Here is a 20,984-nt window from a genome sequence, read left to right as displayed (position 1 = left end):
AGAGGATCTCTGCGACCGGGCGCAGCCTCCGGTCCGCCGGCTGCCCGGCTCGGCCGGGGCACTGCCGCTCTCCCGCCCCACGACCGGTGCCCCGCGAGCAGCAGGTGGATCGCTTTCCGGGACGAGGCGCGTACGTCTGCGCGATGTGATCGCGACGCGGCACGTGCGGTGGCGGCCGTATCAGCCACGCACGTGCGGCCAGTCGGCCAGTCCCTCCGCACCGGGGGGCTGCTCGGCGGCCAGCTCGACCGAGTCGTGGAAGGAGTAGACGGGGCGCAGGCCACCGAGCGCGAAGACATGCAATAGACGCTGGTCGTCGCAGGCGATCCGCAGCGACCCGTGATGGGTCCTGATGCGTTTGGTCACGGCCACGATCATGCCGAGGCCCATGGAGTCCAGGAACGGGGCACCGCACAGATCCAGCACGAAGTGCCGATGGCCCTCGGCGAGGAGTCGCACCACCGTGGCCCGGACGAGGGGGGCGAAGGCGATGTCGATCTCGTCCTTCGCCTCGACGACCGTCCAGCCGTTCGTCACCCGGCAGCCGACCGACACGTGCGGCCCCGCGACGCCCTGATCACTCACGCTTTCGCTCCCCTGCACCTCTGTGCGTTTTGTCCGTCTCATCCAGGAAAAGGGGGAGGGCCGCGGTGCCGCAAGGGCCCGGTTTTCAGATGGTGAGCGAGAGGCCCCGGGACACTCGCTCCGCGGTGGCGAGCAGCGTGGTCACGGCGTCTTCGAGGCAGGCGGTGCGGTCGATGTCCAGGGAGATGCCGAGCGATCCGATGGTGTCGCCCTGACGGACGGGTACGGCCACACACGCGGTGCCCAGCCGGTACTCCTCGACGTCGGTGACGGCCGGACCCTGTGCTGCGGCGGTGTCGAGGCGCCGTAGCAGCTCGGCCCGGTAGGTGATGGTGCGCGGGGTGAGGTCGTTCATCACGTGGCGGGAGAGGTAATCGGCGCGGGCCTCACCGTCCAGCTCGCGCAGCACGCTCTTGCCGAGCGCCGTGGCATGTGCGGCGTCCTCGAAGCCGACCCACAGATCGACGCGGGGGGCACGCGGACCGTCGACGATCTCTGCGACCCGGATCTCCCCGTCTTCGTAGAAGGTCAGATAGGCCGCGGCCGAGAGGCCGTCCCGCAGCTCCGTGAGGGTGGGACGGACCCTGCTGAGCGCCGCCTGATCGCGGCTTCCCGCGTGCAGTGCGCCCAGCCGCTCCCCCAGGACGAACGTGCCGTCCTCGAGTCTGCGCACGTAACCGTCGTGGACCATGGTGCGCAGCAGGTGGTAGGTCGTACCCAGGGCCAGCCCCGTCTCGCGCGCCAGCTGCTTGGCCGGTGCGCCGCCCTCGTGGGCGCCCACGGCCTCCATCAGGCGAAAGGCTCGCTGCACCGACGAGATGAGCGTGGGGCCCTCCCGGCTACCCATCTCTCCACACTGCGCCACCCGGGCAAGCGCAGGCAAGTGGGCTGCCTTGGTCATCCGCAGTGCCGCTCGCTCCGCGGGCCGGAGGCCGAGCGAGCCGGCGGTGGAGCCGTCCCGGGCGGGAACCAGGGTGCCGTCCGTGACGAACACGGTGTTCTCGCGGAACCGCGCGCGGCAGCCCGAGTTCTGGGGCCACCCACCGAAGCAGCGCGGGGCCCGGCCCGGTGACGGGGCCGGCCAGGACGGCTGTGACGCCCGTGGACTTCGGGACGCCGACCGGCTTGAGCGACAAGGCGCCTCTCGGGGGCCGTCTCGAGACGCCCGGCCAAGCGCCCTCGCCCGGGCGGGTCCTCTTCCACCCGCTCCATGAGTACGCACGCCACCTTGGCCGCTTCGGCGTCGCGCGTGAACTCATCCACGGCAGGACCCGCGAGTGGGCACCCGGGACTGCTGACGCGTCGCGGGCGCAGCTCGTGGGATCTGGAGACCTCATACCGGAAAGCAGGGGCCCCCGGGCCGTAGCCCGAGGAGCCGGGGTCAAGGCTTGATGCCGACCCCCGCCCACAGGCTGACCTGGGCGTCGGTGGGGGTGTCGGGCCCGGCGGGCCCGGTCGGTCGCCAGCGGTGACCGACGGTGATGCCGGGGTCGAGGAGGTCGAGCCCGTCGAAGAAGCGGGCGACGTCCTTCTGCGAGCGGAACTGCACCGGCGTACCCGCGCCGGTGTAGATGTCCGTGACCTTCTCCCAGGTGGGCGGGTCGAAGTCGGGTGTGCAGTGGCTCAGGGCGAGGGCACTGCCCGGCGGGAGGGCCGCCATCACCCGGTCGACGATGCCGTACGGGTCTCGGGCGTCGGTGATGAAGTGCATCAGGGCGTTCAGGGACAGGGCGACCGGCTGGGACAGGTCGAGCACCTCGGCCAGCTCGGGTGCGCTCAGCAGGGTGTCGGGGTCGTTGACGTCGGCCTCGATGTAGGTGGTGCGGCCCTGCGGGGTGCTGCGCATGAGACGCTCGGCGTACTTGAGGACGAGTGGGTCGTTGTCGGCGTAGACGACCCGGGCGTCGGGGACCACGGACTGTGCGACCTGGTGGACGTTCGGTTCGGTGGGGATGCCGGTGCCGATGTCCAGCCACTGGCGGATGCCGTGCTCCAGGGCCAGTACGCGAGTGGCGCGGTGCATGAAGGCACGGTTCTCCCGGGCGCAGGTGAAGATGCCCGGGTAGGCCTCGGCGACCGCTTCGGCGGCCTGTCTGTCGACCGGGAAGTGGTCCTTGCCGCCGAGGTAGTAGTCGTACATACGGGCCGAGTGCGGCCTGCTGGTGTCGAGGCTTCGCGCGGCGGGGGTGTTGCTCATCCTGTTCCCTTCGGAAGGTGTGCCGTCCTGTGCCGGGCGGGTGACCGGGCGTGGTCCCGTCCGTCGTCGTCTCCCCCTGCTGCGCCGGCGCCCGAGGCCCCCCGTCCGCCCCGGCCGGCCGCGAGGTGGTCGGCCATCCCCTGCTTGACTCCTCGGACGAACGCGCCGATCTCCTCGGGCGTGTAGATGAGTGCCGGGCCGGCCGGGTCCGTCGACTGGCGCATCGCGACCCGTCCGTCGGCGAGTTGCTTGGTCTCCACGCACTGGCCGCCGTTGGGTCCGCTCCACGGGCGCTCCCAGCCGTGTTCGCCGAGATCGGAGGCGGGCATCCCGTTGTAGTAGGTGTCGTCGGTGGTGGTGGTCATGAGTACTCCTTGCGCATGCGGTTCAGGAGTGCCGTGCTGTCCCGTGTCGAGGTCAGCAGTGACATCCTGTTGTGCGCTTCCAGGTGCGCCACGACGTCCGCCCGTTCGTCCAGGTACATCGAGGCGGAGAGGATCTCGCTGTAGACGACGTCGGGCAGCTCCGGTTCCTCGAACCGGAAGTAGGTGAACGGGGCGCACGCCCCGACGTGGGCGCCGACGGCGAAGGGCAGGATGTCGATGCTGACGTGCTCCCGCTCGGAAACCTCCAGGAGCCGGTCGATCTGCTCGCGCATCACTTGCGGGCCGCCCACGACGCGGTGCAGGACGGCTTCCTCCATGACCACCCAGAGGGTGGGTGCGTTCTCCCGGTCCAGCAGGCTCTGCCGGCGCAGACGCAGGTCGACGCGGCGCTCCAGGTCCTCGTCGGAACCGTTCGGGAAGCCTCCGCTCAGTACGGCGCGGGCGTACGCGTGGGTCTGGAGAAGCCCTGTGACGTAGTGGGGTTCGTAGGTGCGCAACATGCCGGCGCCGGTCTCCAGGCTGACGTACGCGGTGAACCAGTTGGGCAGTACGTCGCGGTAGGCGTGCCACCAGCCCGGTTTGTTGGCCTGCTCGGCGAGCGCGACGAACTCGTCGATCTCCTGTTGTGCGGTGCCGTAGGTCTGTAAGAGCTTCTCCACGTAGAGGGGTTTGAGGGCGACCTCGGCCTTCTCCAGCCGACGGATCGTCAGGGGCGTCACCCGGAGTGCCTTGGCGGCGTCGGCCAGTGAGGCACCCGCGTTCTGCCGCATGTCCTGGAGCCGACGACCGAGGATCATGCGCAGAACCGTCGGGGCGCTGGTGCCCGCGCCGGACCGAGCTTCACTCACGCCCTACCTCCTGATGGCACGTCACCGGCGTTATTGTGGCAGCGAGTTGGTGATGACACCAGACTGAACGGGTCTTCCTGAAATTATCAGGGATTCGGTTGCAGCCTGAAGCGGACGGCGAGCATAGTGGCGTGTGTGGCCGGCCCGTCCGACCGGATGCGAGCCCGGCGACTCCGGTCACCCCGCACTGGAGTTACCTCCACCTGCGTGAAGGCGGCAGACCGTCGCGTACGCGCAGACCCGCTCCCCGCATCGCGCCCGCCCGCACTGGAAGGCGATCACCGTGACCCCCCACACGACTCCTTCGCCCGGACTGTTACCGCCGGCGCGTCCGGACCGGGAACACTGGTTCGATCTGCCCTCGCTGCGGATCAGCGTGCGTACGGCGCGCGACACGGTCCGCCGACAGCTCCGCGCCTGGCGGCTCCCCGGCGACGTGTGCACCGACGCGGTGCTGCTCGTCTCGGAGCTGGCGACCAACGCCGTGATCCACTCGGAGAGCAACCGCATGCTGTGCGGCCTGTCGCTGACCTCGCACCAGCAGTTGCGGATCGAGATGCACGACGACGGACGCACGTCTGCCAGTCCGACCGGTTCCCGCTCCGGCTCGCACGACGAGGGCGGCCGGGGCCTGTTGATCGTGCAGCAGCTCGCGGACTCCTGGGGGACCGCCCGTTCCAGCCGTACCGGTGGCAACGCGGTCTGGGCTGTGCTGCGCGTCGGGCTGTGACGTCCCGCCGAGGCGCGGGGCTGCGCCGAAGGGCCTGTACCGGCCGAGGCGCGGGGACGTGGCGGGTGTCCTGGGCGTGACCTTCTGTCCGGGTCCCGGTAGCTGCCGGGCGACATCCTGCACGAGTCCGCCGCCTGAGTGGTGCCCCGTACCCGCCTGACAGCCATCGCTCGCCCGTCACTTCGCCGGCTCGGCCTGTGCGCGGCATCGCCACCGACTCGCGTTGGCCGTTCACGTGCTCACGCTGGTGGTGCCGCACGGACTCGCCCCGTGTCTCGCCCGGGTCGTCGGAGCGCTCCCCCGCTGGGCGCCTCCGGCCCTCGCCGGTCCGGTGCTGCTCGTGCCGGGCGCCACCTGCGGGCCACGGCTGCCGGAGGCGCTCGGGCGGCTGCATCGGCGGGCAGCGCCGGAGGGCCGACGCCGACCGGGCCGCTCACCGGCGCCCCGGCTGCCGGGGCGCCGGGTCTGAGCGGGGAACCGAGGCGTCTCATGTCGAACCCGTGGAGCTTTGCGGTCGGGGTCATGGAATCCGGACGAGGCCGCACATCTCGCCGTGGGCCGCCGGCCGGCTCCGTGATAACACGAGATGATCAACTCGAAAGGGCCTACGACTCATGGGTATCTTCAGCCGTCGCCAGACCGCCGCCGTCGCACCGCCCCCGACCGCCGACACCGACGGGTTCGCCGCCCGGGCCGCGACACCGGCGGCCACGCTCGACCCGGGCCTTCGCGCACTCACCGGGCGTTGGACCATCGACCGTCCGCACAGCCGGATCGGTTTCTCCGTGCGGCATGCCATGGTCACCACGGTCCGCGGGGCCTTCCCCGACTACGACAGCACGCTCTACTTCGACGGAGCCCGCCCCACCGAGTCCCGGGCCGAGATCGTCATCCGCGTCGCCAGCGTCGACACCGGCGTGGAACAACGGGACGCCCACCTCGTCGGCAAGGACTTCTTCGACGTACGCCGCTACCCGGAGATGACCTTCCGCAGCACCTCCACCGTCCACGAATCCGACGAGAGCTTCCGGATGACCGGGGACCTCACCATCCGTGGCACGACCAGGCCCGTCGAGCTTCAGCTGGACTACCTGGGCGCGGTCGTGGACCCGTTCGGCTTTGAGCGGGCCGGTTTCGACGGGACCACCACCATCGACCGCAGGGACTGGGGCCTGGTCTACAACCAGCGGCTCGAGGCGGGCGGCAGCATGGTGAGCGAGAAAGTCCGCCTGCAGTTCGACATCTCCGCGATCCGTTCCTCCTAGGCCCTGTCGTCCGGTGCGCTCACCGGCGGACGCCGGCCGGGTGGGAGGTCTCCGGCCCGGCACCCCCTCCGCTTCCGGGTGCCGCCGGGGCTTCCCCGCCTGCCGTCGTCTCCGCACGGGCCCGCGCGGCGGCGCCCACGGGTACGGCGTCGGCGGCGAGCCGAGCGCGGAAGACGCTGACCGGGTAGCCGCTGACCGGGGGTTCCTCGGCGAGCCTGGCAGACATGGCCGGCTCCAGAAGGTGCCATGCGCGGGCCACGCCGCCGCCGATCACCACCGTGGTGACGTCCAGCAGTCCGGCTGCCATGACGATCGCCCGGGCGATCCCGGCACCGGCGTCGCGATAGACCGCGACGGCGTCCCCGTCGCCGGACGCGGCCGCGTCGGCGACCTCTCGCGCGGTGCGCGCCCGGCCGGTGCGTCGGGCGTAACGGGCCCCGATCGAACGGCCGGACGCCAGGGTCTCCAGGTGGCCGCGGCCGCCGCAGGTGCAGGGCGCGTCACCGAACCCGGGGACGTGCCCGATCTCACCGGCCGCGCCGTGCGGCCCGGCGAACAGTCGCCCGCCGGTCCACAGGGCGCCGCCCACGCCCGTGCCCAGCGCGATGCCGAGGACATCCGGTTCGCCTCGGACCGCTCCTTGCGAGACCTCCCCGCGCAGGAACGCGTTGACGTCGTTGTCGAGGAACACCGGTACGCCCAGGACGTCCTCCACCGCGGCGCTGACGGGAAAGCCCGACCAGCCGCGGAAGGAGTCGCTGGCCACCAGGATGCGGCCCGCGACGGAGTCCACGACTCCCGCCGCGCCGACGCCGACACCGGCCAGCCTCCCGGCGGTACGCCGGAGCAGCGGGGTCAGGACACCGAGCGCGGCGTCGATCATCGCCTGGCCTCCCGAGGCCGCCGGAGTCGTGGTCCCGGCCCGGTCCAGCACGGTGAGAGCGTCGTCGCACAGCACCACCTGGGTCGTGGTCCCGCCGATGTCCACCCCGGCGAACAGAGTGCGGTCGTCCACGCTCACGCCCCGGCCTCCGTGCGCCCGGCCGCGAGCGCGGCCAGACGTTCGGCTCTGCGGCCGCGCTGGACGACCGGGTCGGGCACCGGCACGGCGGCCAGCAACCGCCGCGTGTAGTCGGTCTCCGGGTGCAGCAGGGTCCGGCCGGTGTCGCCCAGTTCCTCGATCCGTCCGGCCCGCATGACGGCGACCCGGCGGGCGAAGTTCTGGACGACGGCGAGGTCGTGGGAGACGAACAGGCAGGCGAAGCCCAGTTCGTCCTGGAGTTCGGTGATGACCTCGAGGACGGTCTCCTGCACGCTCACGTCGAGTGCGCTGGTGGGCTCGTCGGCGACCAGCAGCCGCGGTTCGAGCACCAGCGCGCGGGCCAGGCTGACCCGCTGCCGCTGACCGCCGGACAGTTCGCCCGGCGCCCGGCGGGCGATCTCGGCGGGCAGCCGGACCCGGTCCAGTACCGCCGCGACCCGCTCCCGCCGCTCCTTGGCGGACAGTCCACGGCGGTGTACCCGCAGTGGCTCGGCCACGCACTCGCCGACCGTCATCCTGGCGTCCAGCGAGGCGACCGGGTCCTGGAGGACCACGCCGATGCCGGCCCGCAGTGCCCTGCGGGCCCGGGAGCGGCTGCGGGCCAGGTCGGCGCCGAACAGCGCCACGCTGCCGGAGGCCGGCGGTATCAGACCGAGTGCGACGCGTGCCGCGGTGGACTTGCCGGAGCCCGACTCGCCCACCAGGCCCAGTGTCTCGCCCGGGCGCACGGCGAGCGAGACTCCGTCCAGGGCACGCACCGCGCGCTTGCCCCGGCCGAACACCACCGAGACGTCCCGGAGATCGACGACCGGCGCGGGGGCCGCCGCGCCGTCGGGCCCGTCGTCCCGGCGGGTCTCCCCGGCCGGAGCGCGCTCGCCGGCCTCGGCGACCGACAACCGGGGCACGGCGGCCAGCAGCCGCCGCGTGTAGTCGTGGGACGGGCGCAGCAGTACGTCCTCGACGGGGCCGGTCTCCACGATGCGGCCCTGGTACATCACGGCGACCCGGTCCGCGAAGTCGGCGACGACGCCCATGTTGTGGGTGACGAGCAGGACACCGGTGCCGGTCTCGGCGGCGAGCCTGCGCAGCAGGTCGAGGATCTCCGCCTGCACGGTGACGTCGAGCGCGGTGGTCGGTTCGTCGGCGATCAGCAGGGCGGGGTCGTTGGCGATGGCCATGGCGATGACGACCCGCTGGCGCTGGCCCCCGGAGAGCTGGAAGGGGTAGGCGGCCGCTCGCTTGTCCGGCTCGGGGATGCCGACCCTGCGCAACAGGTCGACGGCCCGGGCGGCGGCGTCCTTGGCGGAGACGTCGCGGTGGTTGCGGATCACCTCGGCGATCTGCCTGCCGATGCGGGTGAGCGGGTCGAGGGCTGTGGCCGGCTCCTGGAACACCATGGAGACGGTACGGCCGCGCAGCGCGGTGACCCCGGCCTCGTCCGCGCCGACGACGTCGGTGCCCGCGATCACGGCCCGGCCGGTGACGGCGGCGTTGCCCGCCAGCAGCCCCATCGCGGCCAGCGCGACGGTGGACTTGCCGGAGCCCGACTCGCCGACCAGGGCGAGGGTTTCGCCGGGACGGACGTACAGGGAGACGCCGCGTACCGCGGGCACCCGCGCGGACTCGGTGGTGAAGACGACGTCGAGGCCGTCGAGTTCGAGGATCGGCTCGTCCGCGCCGGCGGTGTTCCTGGTGGCGGTCATCCGCGCCCCCTCACGTCGAATGCGTCGCGGAGCCCGTCCCCGATCGCGTTGAACGCCCAGACCACCAGGATGATGGCCAGGCCCGGCGGCAGGATGAGCCACCAGTAGCCCGAGTAGGCGGCGGTCAGTCCGGTCGAGAGCATGCCGCCCCAGTCGGTGTCCGGCGGCTGTACGCCCAGACCCAGGTAGGAGACGTAGGCGACCAGGAGGATGGCGTCGGCGATCTGGAAGGTCGTGGCGACGATGACGGTCGAGACGGAGTTCGGCAGGATGTGCCGCAGGATCGCGCGGGCGTGGGTCCCCCCGATGGCCCGCAGTGTCAGCACGTAGTCGCGGTTCTTCAGCGTCAGCGTCTCGGCCCGGATCAGCCGGGACGGCACCAGCCAGGACACCAGGCCGAGGATGAGGATCAGGCCGGCCAGTCCGGGCGTGGTGATGGCGGAGACGACCAGCAGGATGAAGAGGGCGGGGATGGCGATGCCCGCGTCCACGACGCGCATCATCACCGCGTCGATCCAGCCGCCCGCGTATCCCGCGACCGCGCCCCACAGCGTACCGATGACGGTGGCCAGGACGCCCGCGGCGAGACCGACGATCAGCGACACCTTGCCGCCGTACATCAGCCGGCCCAGCTCGTCGTGGCCGACGGCGTCGGTACCCAGCCAGTGGGCGCCGTTCGGAGCGAGGTTGACCTGCTGGAGCGCGGTGTGGGTCTGGTCCGTGGAGTACACCAGCGGGCCCACGAAGCAGAACAGGACGAAGAAGACCACGACGCCGAGTCCGACGACGGCCAGCCGATTGCGCAGGAAGCGCCGGACGGCGAGCCGGGCGCCGGAACTCTCACGGGGAGCGCGAGGCGTGCCGGACGTCTTGGCCGGGTGGATGACGGCGCTCATGCGCTGCCTGCCTTCACTCGGGGGTCGATGATCCGCTGGACGATGTCGGCCAGCAGCGTGCCGATGACGGTGGCGACGGCGATGACCAGCACACAGCCGAGCAGTACGGGGTAGTCGGAGGCCTGTGCGGAGGACCAGAACAGCAGCCCCATGCCGGGGTAGTTGAACAGCTGCTCGACCACCAGCGCGCCGCCGAAGAGGACCGGCACGTAGTAGCCGAGCATGGCGACCACGGGCGTCAGGGAGTTGCGGAAGACGTGTCGCCGCAGGATGGCGCCGGGACGGGAGCCCCCGGCCCGGGCCGTCCTGACGTAGTCCTCGGAGAGGTTCTCCAGGGTGGCGGCGCGCATGTAGCGGCTGAACACCGCGATCATGGAAGCGGCCCCGGCGGCCACCGGCAGTACCAGGGCCTTCGGTTCGGAGAACACCTGGGCGAGGGTTTCCCCTTGCGGTGCCTGGGACGGGAACCACGGCAGCACCTGGCTGAACACCAGCACCAGGATCAGCCCCAGGAAGTAGACGGGCGTGGAGTAGGCGATGAAGCTCAGGGTGGTGATGACGTAGTCCACCGGCCTGTTGCGCCGCACGGCCTGCCACATACCCAGGGGAATGGCCAGGAGGAGGCCGATGACGGCCGACAGGACGGTGAGGACCAGGGTTTTCGGGAGGCGTTCCCCGATGAGCTGGGCGACCGGCGCGTTCAGGGTGTACGAGGTGCCGAGGTCGCCGTGCAGCAGCTGGCCGAGGTAGTAGAAGTACTGCACGGGCAGGGGCTTGTCGAGACCCTGTTCGTGGTTGAAGCGGGCGATCTGCTGCGCCGTGGCCTGCGGGCCGAGAATACCGCGGGCGGGCCCGCCGGGCAGGGCGTGCAGCAGGACGAAGACGACGATCGTCACGATCACGATCACGGCGACGGCCTGGAGGACGCGTCTGATCAGGTACGAGGGAGTGCTCATGTTATTCCGGTCGCTTCGGCTCAGGGGTTCGCCGGGTCACCGGCCGGGCTCACTTGTTCGTCCACTTCCACATGGCGGGGTGGAAGTTGGCCAGCGAGTCCTGGGCGAAGCCGCCCAGCCCGTCCCTGACCACGGAGACCTGGTAGTCGGGTTCCGGCAGCCAGATCACCGGCAGGTCCTTGGCCAGCGCGGCGCTGTACTCCTTGACGGCCGCGGTGGACTCGGAGGTGGTGGTCTCGGTGATGAGCTTGTCCACGGCGGGGTTGGAGTAGCTGCCGAAGTTGGAGCCGCCGCCGGTCTGGAAGAGTGCGTCACCGCTCGGGTACGCGGGGAAGTACCAGCTGCCCGCGGTGCCGAAGAAGGACAGCTGCCACTTGCAGCCCGAGTCGCCGGCGGTGCACTGACCGGCCTGGGAGAGCACGGAGTTGACCGGAGCCGTCTTGATCGTGAACTTGATGCCGGTCTTCGCGAAGGTGGACTGAAGGGCGCTCATCATGTTGTCGGTCACGGCCGAACCCGACTGGGAGAGCACCTGCATCCGGAACTCGGTGCCCTTGGCGACGCCCGCACCGCACTGGTCGTCGGCGCTGCCCGCGTCCGCGCACACCATGGTGCCGTCCTGCTCGCTCCAGCCGTGCGAGGTCAGCAGCCGCTTCGCCTTGGCGGTGTCGAACGGGTACGGGTTCTCCTTCTGCTCCGGGGAGACGAAGTCGGAGGCCTGCCCCTGAGGGATCGGGCCGTAGGTGGGGACCGCGGTGCCGTTGAAGATGACCTTGGAGAGGCTGGTCTGGTCGACGGACATCTGGATCGCCTGGCGGGCGTACAGCTGCTTGAAGACGGCGCCCATGGCGGGGTTGTTGAAGTTGTAGGGCATGTAGGTGATCGCCCAGCCCGCCCACGGCTCGACGGTGTAGCCGCGCGACTTGAAGGACGCCTCCTGGTTGAGGTCGGTGGCGTTGATGTAGCCGTAGTCGACCGTGCCCGCCCGCAGCGCGTTCGCCTCGGCGTCGGTGGTGGTGAACGGCAGCAGGTTGACGTTTTCGATGTGGGCCTTGCCGCCGCCGTCGTACTTGGCGTTGGCGGTCAGCTCGACCTTGCCGGCGGTGGAGAAGGACTTGAGGGTGTACGGACCGCTGACCGTCTTCCAGAGCGGGTCGGTGGCGTAGCCGGAGATGTTCTTGGCGGCCTTGTTGAGGTACGCCCAGACCTTCTTGGCGCCCGCGGCGGTGCGGTCCTGGTCGGAGACGGCATCGGAGTCGCCGGTCTTGTCCCAGACGTGCTGCGGCATCGGGCGGATCATGCTCAACTCGTTGGCGAGCATCCACTGCTGGTTGTACGCCTTGTCGAACGTGATGGTGAAGTGGGTGGCGTCGACGGCCTTCAGCGACGTCCAGTTGTCCGGCGCCTTGCCCGGACTGTAGCTTGCCCAGTCGGCCTTGTTGGCCTTGACCAGGTTGAACCAGAACTCCACGTCGCGGGAGGTGATCGGCTTGCCGTCGCTCCAGTGCCGGTCGCCGAGCGTGATCGTGACGCTCTTGCTGTCCTCGGCGAAGTCCGCCGCGGTGGCGAGGGAGTTGTCCTTGTTCCAGCCGACCTCGCCGGTGGAGCCGTCGTAGGCGATCAGCGGTTCCCAGAGGGACTGGGATATCGAGGAGTTGTTGGTGTTGAGGTGCGCGGCGGTGCCGACCGGGAGGATCCAGTTCGGCGTGAAGTTCGCCGGGAGCGCGTAGTTGATGGTGTCCGTCGAGGACCCACCGGAGGACGAGGCGCCACCCCCGGTACAGCCGGTGAGCAGTACGCCGGACGTGACGGCGGCACCCGCGACAAGGGCCCAGCGGCGGCCGGTCGCCCTACGAGCAAGGAACATGACTCTCCTCGGAGTGGAAGGACCCGTGATGCGCCCCGACGAAGTCCGGGGCGGGCGCCGCGGGGTCGGCGCTGTACGCACGACAGTCAACGTCCCACACGTCGAATGAACAAACAAGAATTAGTAAAAAGTAAGTTTCTGCGAACTCGACACACCCCTTCGAGGGGAACGGGCCGCGTCGAAATCGCCGCGTTCAACACGGTTTGCCCCATTGAGAGCTACCGTCTCGCCATCCGGGAAGCGGTTCACGTTCGCGCTGCGCGGGCGTACTGTCTTCGTCAAATCCACCGTTGCGGAAGTTACTTCGTACATGACTGAAATAAGTGCGCGTAACCCCAAGCCGGCGAGAGGTTCGTCCTCCCTCGCCGCCCGAGTCCTGGAACTCGTGGCCTCGGGCCAGGCTTCGTCACGCGCCGAACTCGCCACCCTGCTCGGTGCCGCGCCCTCGACCATCTCCCTCACCGTGGGGCAGTTGGTCGAGCGCGAGCTGATCGCCGAGGAAGGCACCCAGTCGTCCACCGGCGGGCGCCCCCGGAAGGTGCTGCGGCTCGGCGGCACCGACGAGTTCGCCGTAGCCGCCGACCTCGGCGGCCGGCACGCCCGGATCGGCCTGGTGCTGCCCGGTGGTGGACTCGACAAGGTGTCCACCGTTCCGCTCGTCATCGCCGACGGGCCCGAGGAGACGCTGCCGCGGCTCGCGGAGACCATGGAGGCCCTGGCGGCGGAACGCGGACACGACCGGCTGCGGGGGGTCGGCCTCTCCCTGCCGGGCCCCGTCGACGTCGAGGCGGGTTGCGTCGTTCTTCCGTCGCGCATGCCCGGGTGGAACCGCTTCCCGGTCGCCTCCTGGCTCGAGCAGCGCTTCGGCCTGCCGACCGCGGTCGAGAACGACGCCAACTGCATGGCCATGGGCGAGCACGCCGTAAGGCCCTCCGAGCACCGGCAGTCGATCATGGTGAAGATCGGCTCGGCGATCGGCGCCGGCGTCATCCTCGACGGCCGCCTCTACCGCGGCGCGACCGGCGCCGCCGGCGACATCACCCACATCCGGATCGAGGGCGCCGCCGACATCCCCTGCTCGTGCGGCAACACCGGCTGCCTGGAGACCGTGGCCTCCGGTGCCGCCCTGGTCCGCATCCTGCGCGAGCGCGGCGTCGACGTCAGCAGCCCCGAGGACGTCGTACGTCTCGCCGCCGACGCCGACCCCGAGGCGACACGAGCGGTGCGTCGCGCGGGAGACCGTCTCGGGCAGGTGCTCGCCGCCAACGTCAACTTCTTCAACCCGGACGCCGTCTACCTCGGCGGCATCGTGTCCACCCTGGAGCCCTTCGTCGCCGCGGTCCGCAGCCAGCTCTACGAGAGCTGCCATCCGCTGGTCACGGAGCACCTCACCATCGAACGGGCCCGTCTCGGCGCCGACGCCGGTGTCGTGGGAGCCGGACAGTTCGCCCTGCAACGCGCCATGGCGCACGCCCTTCGCGCCATCGGCGGTGCCGGGGCCGCCGCCGAGCCCTTCGGTCCTTCCGTCCACCGCGCCACCTGACGCGTCGCGCCCCCGGCACGCGCATCCATCCCTGACGCACCGCACCCCGACGAGGAGCCATGCCGCAATCCCGCCCCGCCGCCCGCCCGGTCATCGCCATAGCCGGGCTCGGCATCGAGTCGTCCACCTTCTCGCCGGCCCGCACCGAGGCCTCCGCCTTCCACCCTTCCCGAGGCACCGGCGTGCTCGACCGCTACCCCTTCCTTGCCCCCGGGGAGGAACTGCGCGAGGCCGCCGACTGGCACGGCGCCCTGGTGGGCAAGTCGCTGCCCGGCGGCATGGTCACCGCCGCCGCCTGGTCCGCCCTCACCAGCGAACTCCTCGACCGCCTCGCCGCACTGCCCCGGCTCGACGGTCTCTGGTACGACATCCACGGCGCGATGACCGTGGAGGGCGTGGAGGACGCGGAGGCCGTCCTGCTGGAACGCATCCGTGCCACCGTCGGCCCCGGTGTGATCGTCTCCACCTCGATGGACCTGCACGGAAACGTCTCCCGCGAACTCGTCCACCGCAGCGACCTCATCACGTGCTACCGGACGGCCCCGCACGAGGACCACATGGAGACCAAGGAGCGTGCCGTTCGCAATCTGGTCGCGCTGCTCGCCTCGGGTGCCCCCCGCCCGGTCAAGGCGTGGGTACCGGTGCCGGTGCTGCTGGCCGGGGAGCAGACCTCCACCCGCATCGAGCCCGCCAGGAGCGTGTACGCGGCGGTCGACGAGGTCGAGGCCATGGACGGGGTGACCGACGCGGCGATCTGGGTCGGCTACGCCTGGGCCGACGAACCCCGCAACCGCGCGGCCGTCGTCGCCACCGGGCCCGACCGGGACGCCGTGTCGGCCGGTGCGCAACGCCTCGCACGGGGCTTCTGGGAGGCCCGCCACGACTTCGGCTTCGTCGCCCCGACCGGCACCTTCGACGACATTCTCGACGAGGCCCTGCGCTCGCCGGACCGGCCGTACTTCATCAGCGACACCGGCGACAACCCCACCGCGGGCGGCGCGGGCGACGTCACCTGGGGCCTGATCCGGTTGCTGGAGCGCCCGGAGTTCCGGACGGACGAAGGCCCGACCGTCCTGTACGCCTCGGTGCCCGGCCCCGCAGCCGTCGACACCGCCGTCGCCGCAGGCGTGGGTGCCACCGTCACCGTCACCGCGGGGGCCGAGGTGGACGACCGGCACTCCGGTCCCGTCACCCTCACCGGCGTGGTGCACGCCGTCCGGCACGGCGACCGCGACGCCGAGACCGAGGTCGTGCTCCGCGTCGGCAGCGTGTACGCCGTCCTCACCCGCCTGCGCAAGCCGTATCACCATGAGCACGACTTCACCGACCTGGACCTCGACCCCCGCTCCGCCGACGTCGTCGTCGTGAAGATCGGCTATCTGGAGCCGGAGCTGTTCGCCATGGCCGCGGGGTGGAAGATGGCACTCACGCCGGGCGGTGTCGACCAGGACCTGGTGCGCCTCGGCCACCGCCGCCTCCGCCGGCCCGTGTTCCCCTTCGACCGCGACATGAGCGACCCGGACCTGAGGGCCCGGATCATCCCGGCCTCCGACCAGCCGCTCACCGGGGACGACGAGTGACCGACCACAGCACTCGGGCCCGCCACCCGGACCGGACCGGCGTGCCGTCCGGCTGCCGGGGCGGCTCGGGCACGCCGGGGGCCGCCCTCGAAATCGCCGTCACCTCTCCCGCCGGCGCCCGTACCGCCCGCGACCGCGGTGCGGACCGGGTCGAACTGTGCACCGCGCTCGAACTGGGCGGCCTGACCCCGTCGGCGGCTGCGGTGGAGGCGGCCGCGGCCGTCGGGCTGCCGGTGCAGGCTCTGGTGCGGTGCCGTCCAGGTGACTTCGTGCACGACGCGGAGGAGGTCGCCCTGATGGTCGCCGAGGTGCGCTCCGTCGTCGCGTCCGGTGCCTCCGGCGTGGTGGTCGGTGCGCTGACCGCCGAGGGGTTCCTGGACACCGACGCGGTCACCCGCCTGGCGGACGCCGCCCATGACTCCGCACGGAACCACGGACGCTCCGTGGACGTCACCCTGCACCGCGCGGTCGACCAGTCCGCCGACCCGGTCGCCACCGCGGTGCTGCTCCCCTCGCTCGGCATCACCAGGGTCCTCACCTCCGGTGGCGCGGCCACCGCGGCCGACGGGCTGGCCACGCTGACCGCGATGGTGGCGGCCGCACCCGCGGTGGAGGTGATGGCGGGCGGCGGGGTGCGCGTCGACGGTATCCCGGCCCTGGTGGCCGCGGGGGTCGCCGCGGTGCATCTCTCCGCCAAGACCCGGGCCGAACCCCGGCGCGGAGGTGCCTGGACACCCCTCGGAGTCCTGGGAGCCTCCGCCCATCAGGACACCCACCTCGTCACCGACCCCGAAGTGGTGGCCGCGGCCCGGCAGGTGCTGGCGGGAGGGCGTCGTACGCCCGCCCGGCCCTTCCGGACGTCGGCGCCGGGAGTCCCCGGCTCGTGAGGTCGTCGACCGTCCTGCTCGCGGACATCGACGGTCGGGCGGGCGGGCGCCGGAGGGCCGGCTTCTCCGCCGCCCGGCAGGTCCGGCGGGCACACCGCCGGACCTGCCGGGCCGGCGGCGGGACCGACGTCCCCGTCCCGTCGAGTCCGCCGGTCGGACGGAGGTACCGCTCGCCGACGAGGGCGCGGGGGACGGGGGTTCGGCCACCTCGGGCATGCCAACGAATCGAGTGTCCAACCCGGTCATGATCGCGTACGCCCCACCCGCGGCAGCCGGACAGTGCTCTGCGCAGACCGCTCTCGACCCGCTCCCGGGTGCCGTTCCGGAACAGCCGGGCACTCCACCTCAAGCACTCAGCCACTCTCCCGCCACCCGCCGGGATCCGAAGGGACAGTCCAGTGAGCCACCGTGACCAGACACCGGTATCGGAACTGCGCGTCGGAGTGATCGGCGTCGGCCAGCGCGCGCCCGTGGCCGCGCTGGCGAACCGTCCCGGTGTCGCCCGGGTCGTGTCCTGCGCCGATCCGGACCCACGGGGCCGGGACGACGCCAGGACCCTCTTCGGACCGGACGTGGTGCTGCACGAGCGGTACGAGAAGATGGCCGACGACGACCTGGACGCCGTGTTCGTCCTCACGCCCGACCACGTGCACACGCGACCCGCGCTGTTCTTCCTGGCCGCCGGAGTACCGGTGTTCGTGGAGAAGCCCCTGGCGATCACCGTCGACGACTGCGACGCGCTGCTGGAGGCCGCGTACCGCTCCCGCAGCCGCCTGTACGTGGGCCACAACCTGCGCCATCTCCCCGTGCTGAGGCGGATGCGCGAGCTGATCGACGACGGGGCCGCAGGACAGGTGCGCGCCGTGTGGTGCCGTCACTTCGTCGGGCACGGCGGGGACTTCTACTTCAAGGACTGGCACGCGGAGCGGGCCAACACCACCGGCCTGCTCCTGCAGAAGGGCGCCCACGACCTCGACGTGATCCACTGGCTCGCCGGGGGCTACTCCAGGAGTGTGGTCGCACAGGGTGCCCTGTCGGTGTACGGCGACAACCCGCGGCGCGGGGCCGACGACCCGGCGCCGGCGGGCGGCCGTATGCCCGACTGGTTCGACCCGGAGGTCTGGCCGCCCTCCGCCCTGCGCGAGTTGAACCCCGTCGTCGACGTCGAGGACATCAGCATGATGCTCACCCGGCTCGACAACGGGGTCCTCACCAGCTACCAGCAGTGCCACTTCACACCGGACTACTGGCGCAACTACACCGTCATCGGGGACGAGGGGCGTCTGGAGAACTTCGGCGACGGCATCGACGGCGACCCCGCGACCATCCAGGTGTGGAACCGGCGCCGCTCCGGCTACCGGCGCGACGCCGACCTCTCCGTCCCCGTCGACACGCCGTCCGAGGACGAGCACGGCGGCGCGGACCGGGCGCTGGTCGACGAGTTCCTCCGCTTCGCCTCAGTCGGCGGTCCGACGGAGACCTCACCGGTGGCGGCCCGCGAGGCGGTCGCCGCCGCCGTCGCCGCGACCCGCTCCCTGCGTACGGGCGGCACGCCGGTCGATGTGGCACCACCGGCACCAGCGATCGTCGACTACTTCCGGCAGCACCAGCCCGCCCGGCCGCAGGACTGACGACACGGTCCCGGGCCGCCCCGTGTTCCGGACCGGGCACCCTTCGCGGGCGCCGGCCAGTCCTGCCGGGTACGAGCAGCGGGGACACGTCGGCGTGGGAGAGGACCGCCAGACCGGCGGCCGCCGCGCACGCAGTCCCTGGCTGTCCGGCCGCGGGCGGGGCGTCGGGGTGGTGCGGAGCCCCGCTCGCCGGGACGGTGCGCATCCCGGCGGACGCGGTGCCGGTCGTCGGGGGGCTTCTCGGGGCGGAGGTCACCCTTCGCCCGGCAGGACCGGTCCGCCGCCACCCCGGAGTCCGCCGTTGCGGCCCGGCTTCGCCCCGGCCACGGAAGTCCAGCCGCGGGAGAGCGGCGGTTCAGCTCCCATCAGCCCGGTGACCGGGCATACGCCTTCACCCTGGTGACGACGGGGACGCGGCCTCAGGGGCCGTCGCGGCGGCGGTGAGACGCGCCGCGAGCGCGGCGGCCGCGGCACGCAGTTCGTCTCCACCGTCGATGCGGAAGGCGAACGGCATCCGGGCAAGCCATTCCTGGGCGTACATGTCCGGTGCCCGAGGCCGGGCCAGGGGTGTGGTGCGGCTGACCGACGAGCGGCGGTTCGACGTCCCGGTCGTGGTCGTGTGCCCCGAGTTCACGCCCGCACAGGCGCAGGAGTGGATCAGCGGCGGTGAGGTTCCGGAGCTGGCCCCGGCCAAGCACGTCGACTTCGCCGACATCGGCTCGGGCCACTGGCCCATGATCACCAAGCCCGCCGAACTGGCCCGGATCCTGGCTGAGGCGGCCGGGTCGGCCTGACTCCTGCGCACCGCCCGCCGGAGACGGTCACGTGGTGGGGCTCAGGGACGCGGGCAGGGCCGGCGGACGAGCTCTTGGACATGGCCGTCGAGCGTTCGGTACTCCGTCAGTTCAGTGGAAGCAGAGGCAGAACGGATGGCCGGCCGGGTCCGCGTAGACCCGCCAGTTGGCCTCCGGGCGGAGCTGGTCCGTCCGCTCCAGGACGGTCGCGCCGAGAGCGAGCGCCCGCTCCTCCTCGCCGTCGAGGTCGTCCACGTCGAAGTCCAGGTGGACTTGTTGCGGGCGCTTCTGGCCGGGCCATTCGGGAGCCCGATAGCCGTCCACCCGTTGGCAGGCCAGCGGCGTCCCCTCGAACCCGTGCACCTCGACCCAGTCGGAATCCTCCGGATCGGCGACCACCCGCCCGCCGAGCAGCTCCGCGTAGAACTCCGCCAGCCGTACCGCATCGGCGCAGTCCAGCGCGACCGCCTGCAGCTTTCGAATCACTTCCGGCACTCCTCGCTCTCCAGTCGCTCGCGCGACGCCCCGTACGGCAGGGGTCCTACCCGAACCGGCGTCCGGCATGCACGGCGGCAGGCCGGACCGACGCCGAAGGCTTCTGCCTCCGCGATGCCCTCCCCCGTCGTCGTGCCGGGCGTACGCCGTGGCACCCCGGACCGTCCCACGGTGACCTGCACGGCTCAAGCGCTGTGCGCGCGACCACTGGTACGGCGTCTCCACCACCGCCGGCTTCAGGAGCGCCCCCCGGTCCCTGACGGGCCAAGACCCGGCCCCGGCCCCGCCTGGAGGACCCGCCACATCAGGTGACGGCGTCTCAGGTGGTCGGCCTCCAGCCGGCCAGCCTCAGGTCACGTCCAGGTCGGTGTACAGGAGGTGGTGGTCCGAATGCGGGGTGGGGAGCACTCGGTGCTCGAGCGGGGCGATGCCGCGCAGGAAGACGTAGTCGAACTTGCTCTGCCAGTCGGTGGTCGGCTCGCAGGTGCCGACGGACGCGGGATGACACCGCGGGTCGGTGTCCTCGGCCAGCGCCCACATCGGGGCGAGTTCGGGAGCGTCCGGCACGGCGTTGAAGTCGCCGACGACAACGGCGCGGTCGTGCCGGGCCACTTCCGCGGCGAGCACACCGACCTGTTCTTCGCGGAACTCCTCCTGACGTCGTTGGGCCAGGTGCGTGTCGAAGACCCGGACGGACCGGCCGCCCACCTCGGTGGTGAGCGCCAGATACCCGCGGTCCTCGGATCCGCCCTCGGGGTATTCGACGTTGACGCGGTCCCTGATCGGTGCGGCCGAGAGGATCGCCTGTCCGAAGCCGCCCGGATTCCACGGCGCTCCCCCGCAGCGGCCCCAGTCGTCGAGAACCGTGCCGTAGGCGACGTGGTAGACCAGCCCGTGGAAGACCTCCAGATAGTCCCGGATCCTCTCGACGTCGCGTGCGCACGCTTCTTGCATGCCGACGACCTGGGGCGCGTGCGTGGCTATCTCGGCCGCCCGGTCGAGGTTGCTCGCGTCGCACGGGTTGCAGAGGTTCCACGTCATGACCCGGTTCGGTACGACGTCCCTGACGGCTTCGACGGGCAGTGCCCTGCCGGAGAGGGCACCGTCCGGAGCGCTGGGGCCGATCAGCACCAGGCAGGCCAGGGCCAAGGCGCATGCGAACCATCGCGAGCCGCCCCTCTTGAGCACCGTCGCCTCCTCGGTGTGGACACCCATGGCAACCGCCGTCTGTACGCCCGAGGTTATGGCACGCGGGACACGGCAGAACTCGGCCGGCGGACCCACCCGTCTCGAGAGGCGCGGAACAGCCCCCGCAGTGCCGCCCTCCCCGGCAGGGTCGTCGCCGGCAGACCCCGGCCCACCGCCGGGGCGGGTGGAGGCCGCGTACACCGTGTACACCGGTGCGGGTACGTAGGAGCTTCGCCGGTGGGGCCGCGCACCAGCGGGATCAGCGGCGCGGCGGCCATGGCCGTACCGAGGACGGTGGGACCTGTCCCCGAGTGGTGGACACCTCTGAGCCCGGCCCCGGCAGGGGCCGGGTAGGAGGGATCTCTTATGGTGATGAAGGTCTACTCGCCCG

17 protein-coding genes and 3 pseudogenes are annotated in these 20,984 nt (G+C 71.6%); 7 read left to right on the top strand and 13 right to left on the bottom strand.

Annotated features, from left to right (window positions below; all coding sequences use genetic code 11):
- Positions 1 to 180: 180 nt before the first annotated feature.
- From ACGFYH_RS24390 to ACGFYH_RS24370, 5 genes and pseudogenes are all read right to left on the bottom strand, one after another.
- Entirely contained in the window at positions 181 to 585 is a 405-nt protein-coding gene (locus tag ACGFYH_RS24390) for an STAS domain-containing protein (protein ID WP_393805284.1), read from the bottom strand.
- An 85-nt stretch (positions 586 to 670) separates the two neighbouring features.
- Entirely contained in the window at positions 671 to 1,432 is a 762-nt protein-coding gene (locus ACGFYH_RS24385) for an IclR family transcriptional regulator (protein WP_393805283.1), read from the bottom strand.
- Between the two features lie 534 nt (positions 1,433 to 1,966).
- Entirely contained in the window at positions 1,967 to 2,782 is an 816-nt protein-coding gene (locus ACGFYH_RS24380; protein WP_393805282.1) for an SAM-dependent methyltransferase, read from the bottom strand.
- A gap of 113 nt (positions 2,783 to 2,895) precedes the next feature.
- Positions 2,896 to 3,147, bottom strand: a pseudogene (locus tag ACGFYH_RS24375) (DUF397 domain-containing protein); the annotation flags it as partial.
- The gene (locus ACGFYH_RS24370; RefSeq protein ID WP_393805281.1) at positions 3,144 to 4,016 is read right to left on the bottom strand and encodes a helix-turn-helix domain-containing protein; all 873 of its coding nucleotides are present in this window, start codon (positions 4,014 to 4,016) and stop codon (positions 3,144 to 3,146) included. The gene ACGFYH_RS24370 and the pseudogene ACGFYH_RS24375, both read right to left, overlap by 4 nt.
- Positions 4,017 to 4,299: 283 nt before the next feature.
- Here ACGFYH_RS24370 and ACGFYH_RS24365 point away from each other — a divergent pair, with 283 nt between their 5' ends.
- Positions 4,300 to 4,746 carry an ATP-binding protein gene (locus ACGFYH_RS24365; protein ID WP_393805280.1) on the top strand — a complete coding sequence of 149 codons (447 nt, stop codon included), beginning with the start codon at positions 4,300 to 4,302 and terminating at the stop codon, positions 4,744 to 4,746.
- Positions 4,747 to 5,360: 614 nt separating this feature from the next.
- Entirely contained in the window at positions 5,361 to 6,011 is a 651-nt protein-coding gene (locus ACGFYH_RS24360) for a YceI family protein (protein WP_393805279.1), read from the top strand.
- 19 nt (positions 6,012 to 6,030) lie between these two features.
- Here the strand turns inward: ACGFYH_RS24360 and ACGFYH_RS24355 are convergent, their stop codons facing one another.
- Genes ACGFYH_RS24355 through ACGFYH_RS24335 form a run of 5 tightly spaced genes read right to left on the bottom strand, consistent with a single transcriptional unit; the run spans position 6,031 to position 12,475 of the window.
- Positions 6,031 to 7,026 (bottom strand): ROK family protein, encoded by a 996-nt coding sequence (locus ACGFYH_RS24355; RefSeq protein WP_393805371.1) that lies wholly within the window; start codon positions 7,024 to 7,026, stop codon positions 6,031 to 6,033.
- Positions 7,027 to 7,028: 2 nt separating this feature from the next.
- A complete protein-coding gene (locus tag ACGFYH_RS24350; protein WP_393805278.1) occupies positions 7,029 to 8,756 on the bottom strand; it encodes a dipeptide ABC transporter ATP-binding protein in 1,728 nt (575 codons plus the stop codon).
- Positions 8,753 to 9,652 carry an ABC transporter permease gene (locus ACGFYH_RS24345; protein ID WP_393805277.1) on the bottom strand — a complete coding sequence of 300 codons (900 nt, stop codon included), beginning with the start codon at positions 9,650 to 9,652 and terminating at the stop codon, positions 8,753 to 8,755. The genes ACGFYH_RS24350 and ACGFYH_RS24345 overlap by 4 nt, the downstream gene beginning before the upstream one ends.
- Positions 9,649 to 10,608, bottom strand: coding sequence for an ABC transporter permease (locus ACGFYH_RS24340; protein WP_393805276.1), 960 nt, complete (start codon positions 10,606 to 10,608; stop codon positions 9,649 to 9,651). The genes ACGFYH_RS24345 and ACGFYH_RS24340 overlap by 4 nt, the downstream gene beginning before the upstream one ends.
- Positions 10,609 to 10,657: 49 nt before the next feature.
- Entirely contained in the window at positions 10,658 to 12,475 is a 1,818-nt protein-coding gene (locus tag ACGFYH_RS24335; RefSeq protein ID WP_393805275.1) for a peptide ABC transporter substrate-binding protein, read from the bottom strand.
- Between the two features lie 310 nt (positions 12,476 to 12,785).
- On the opposite strand from ACGFYH_RS24335, the gene ACGFYH_RS24330 reads away from it, so the two are divergent.
- From ACGFYH_RS24330 to ACGFYH_RS24315, 4 genes are all read left to right on the top strand, one after another.
- The gene (locus ACGFYH_RS24330) at positions 12,786 to 14,018 is read left to right on the top strand and encodes an ROK family protein (RefSeq protein ID WP_393805274.1); all 1,233 of its coding nucleotides are present in this window, start codon (positions 12,786 to 12,788) and stop codon (positions 14,016 to 14,018) included.
- Between the two features lie 59 nt (positions 14,019 to 14,077).
- The gene (locus tag ACGFYH_RS24325; RefSeq protein WP_393805273.1) at positions 14,078 to 15,598 is read left to right on the top strand and encodes a M81 family metallopeptidase; all 1,521 of its coding nucleotides are present in this window, start codon (positions 14,078 to 14,080) and stop codon (positions 15,596 to 15,598) included.
- A 41-nt stretch (positions 15,599 to 15,639) separates the two neighbouring features.
- Positions 15,640 to 16,485: a copper homeostasis protein CutC gene (locus ACGFYH_RS24320; protein WP_393805370.1), complete on the top strand. Its 846-nt coding sequence runs from the start codon at positions 15,640 to 15,642 to the stop codon at positions 16,483 to 16,485.
- A gap of 398 nt (positions 16,486 to 16,883) precedes the next feature.
- Positions 16,884 to 18,116, top strand: coding sequence for a Gfo/Idh/MocA family protein (locus tag ACGFYH_RS24315; protein ID WP_393805272.1), 1,233 nt, complete (start codon positions 16,884 to 16,886; stop codon positions 18,114 to 18,116).
- A 391-nt stretch (positions 18,117 to 18,507) separates the two neighbouring features.
- On the opposite strand, the pseudogene ACGFYH_RS24310 reads toward ACGFYH_RS24315, so the two are convergent.
- Positions 18,508 to 18,669: pseudogene (locus ACGFYH_RS24310) on the bottom strand (ArsR family transcriptional regulator); the annotation flags it as partial.
- Between ACGFYH_RS24310 and ACGFYH_RS24305 the strand changes: the two are divergent.
- Positions 18,660 to 18,910, top strand: a pseudogene (locus ACGFYH_RS24305) (alpha/beta hydrolase); the annotation flags it as partial. The pseudogenes ACGFYH_RS24310 and ACGFYH_RS24305 sit on opposite strands and share 10 nt — an antisense overlap.
- A 111-nt stretch (positions 18,911 to 19,021) precedes the next feature.
- On the opposite strand, the gene ACGFYH_RS24300 reads toward ACGFYH_RS24305, so the two are convergent.
- Positions 19,022 to 19,396: a VOC family protein gene (locus tag ACGFYH_RS24300; protein WP_393805271.1), complete on the bottom strand. Its 375-nt coding sequence runs from the start codon at positions 19,394 to 19,396 to the stop codon at positions 19,022 to 19,024.
- A 357-nt stretch (positions 19,397 to 19,753) separates the two neighbouring features.
- The gene (locus tag ACGFYH_RS24295) at positions 19,754 to 20,620 is read right to left on the bottom strand and encodes an endonuclease/exonuclease/phosphatase family protein (RefSeq protein ID WP_393805270.1); all 867 of its coding nucleotides are present in this window, start codon (positions 20,618 to 20,620) and stop codon (positions 19,754 to 19,756) included.
- Positions 20,621 to 20,984: the final 364 nt, after the last annotated feature.

This window comes from Streptomyces sp. NPDC048392 (genome assembly GCF_043200575.1).
In the GTDB taxonomy this organism is placed as follows: domain Bacteria; phylum Actinomycetota; class Actinomycetes; order Streptomycetales; family Streptomycetaceae; genus Streptomyces.
Note: the sequence above shows the minus strand (reverse complement) of the source record. Positions and strands in the feature narration are given on the sequence as shown.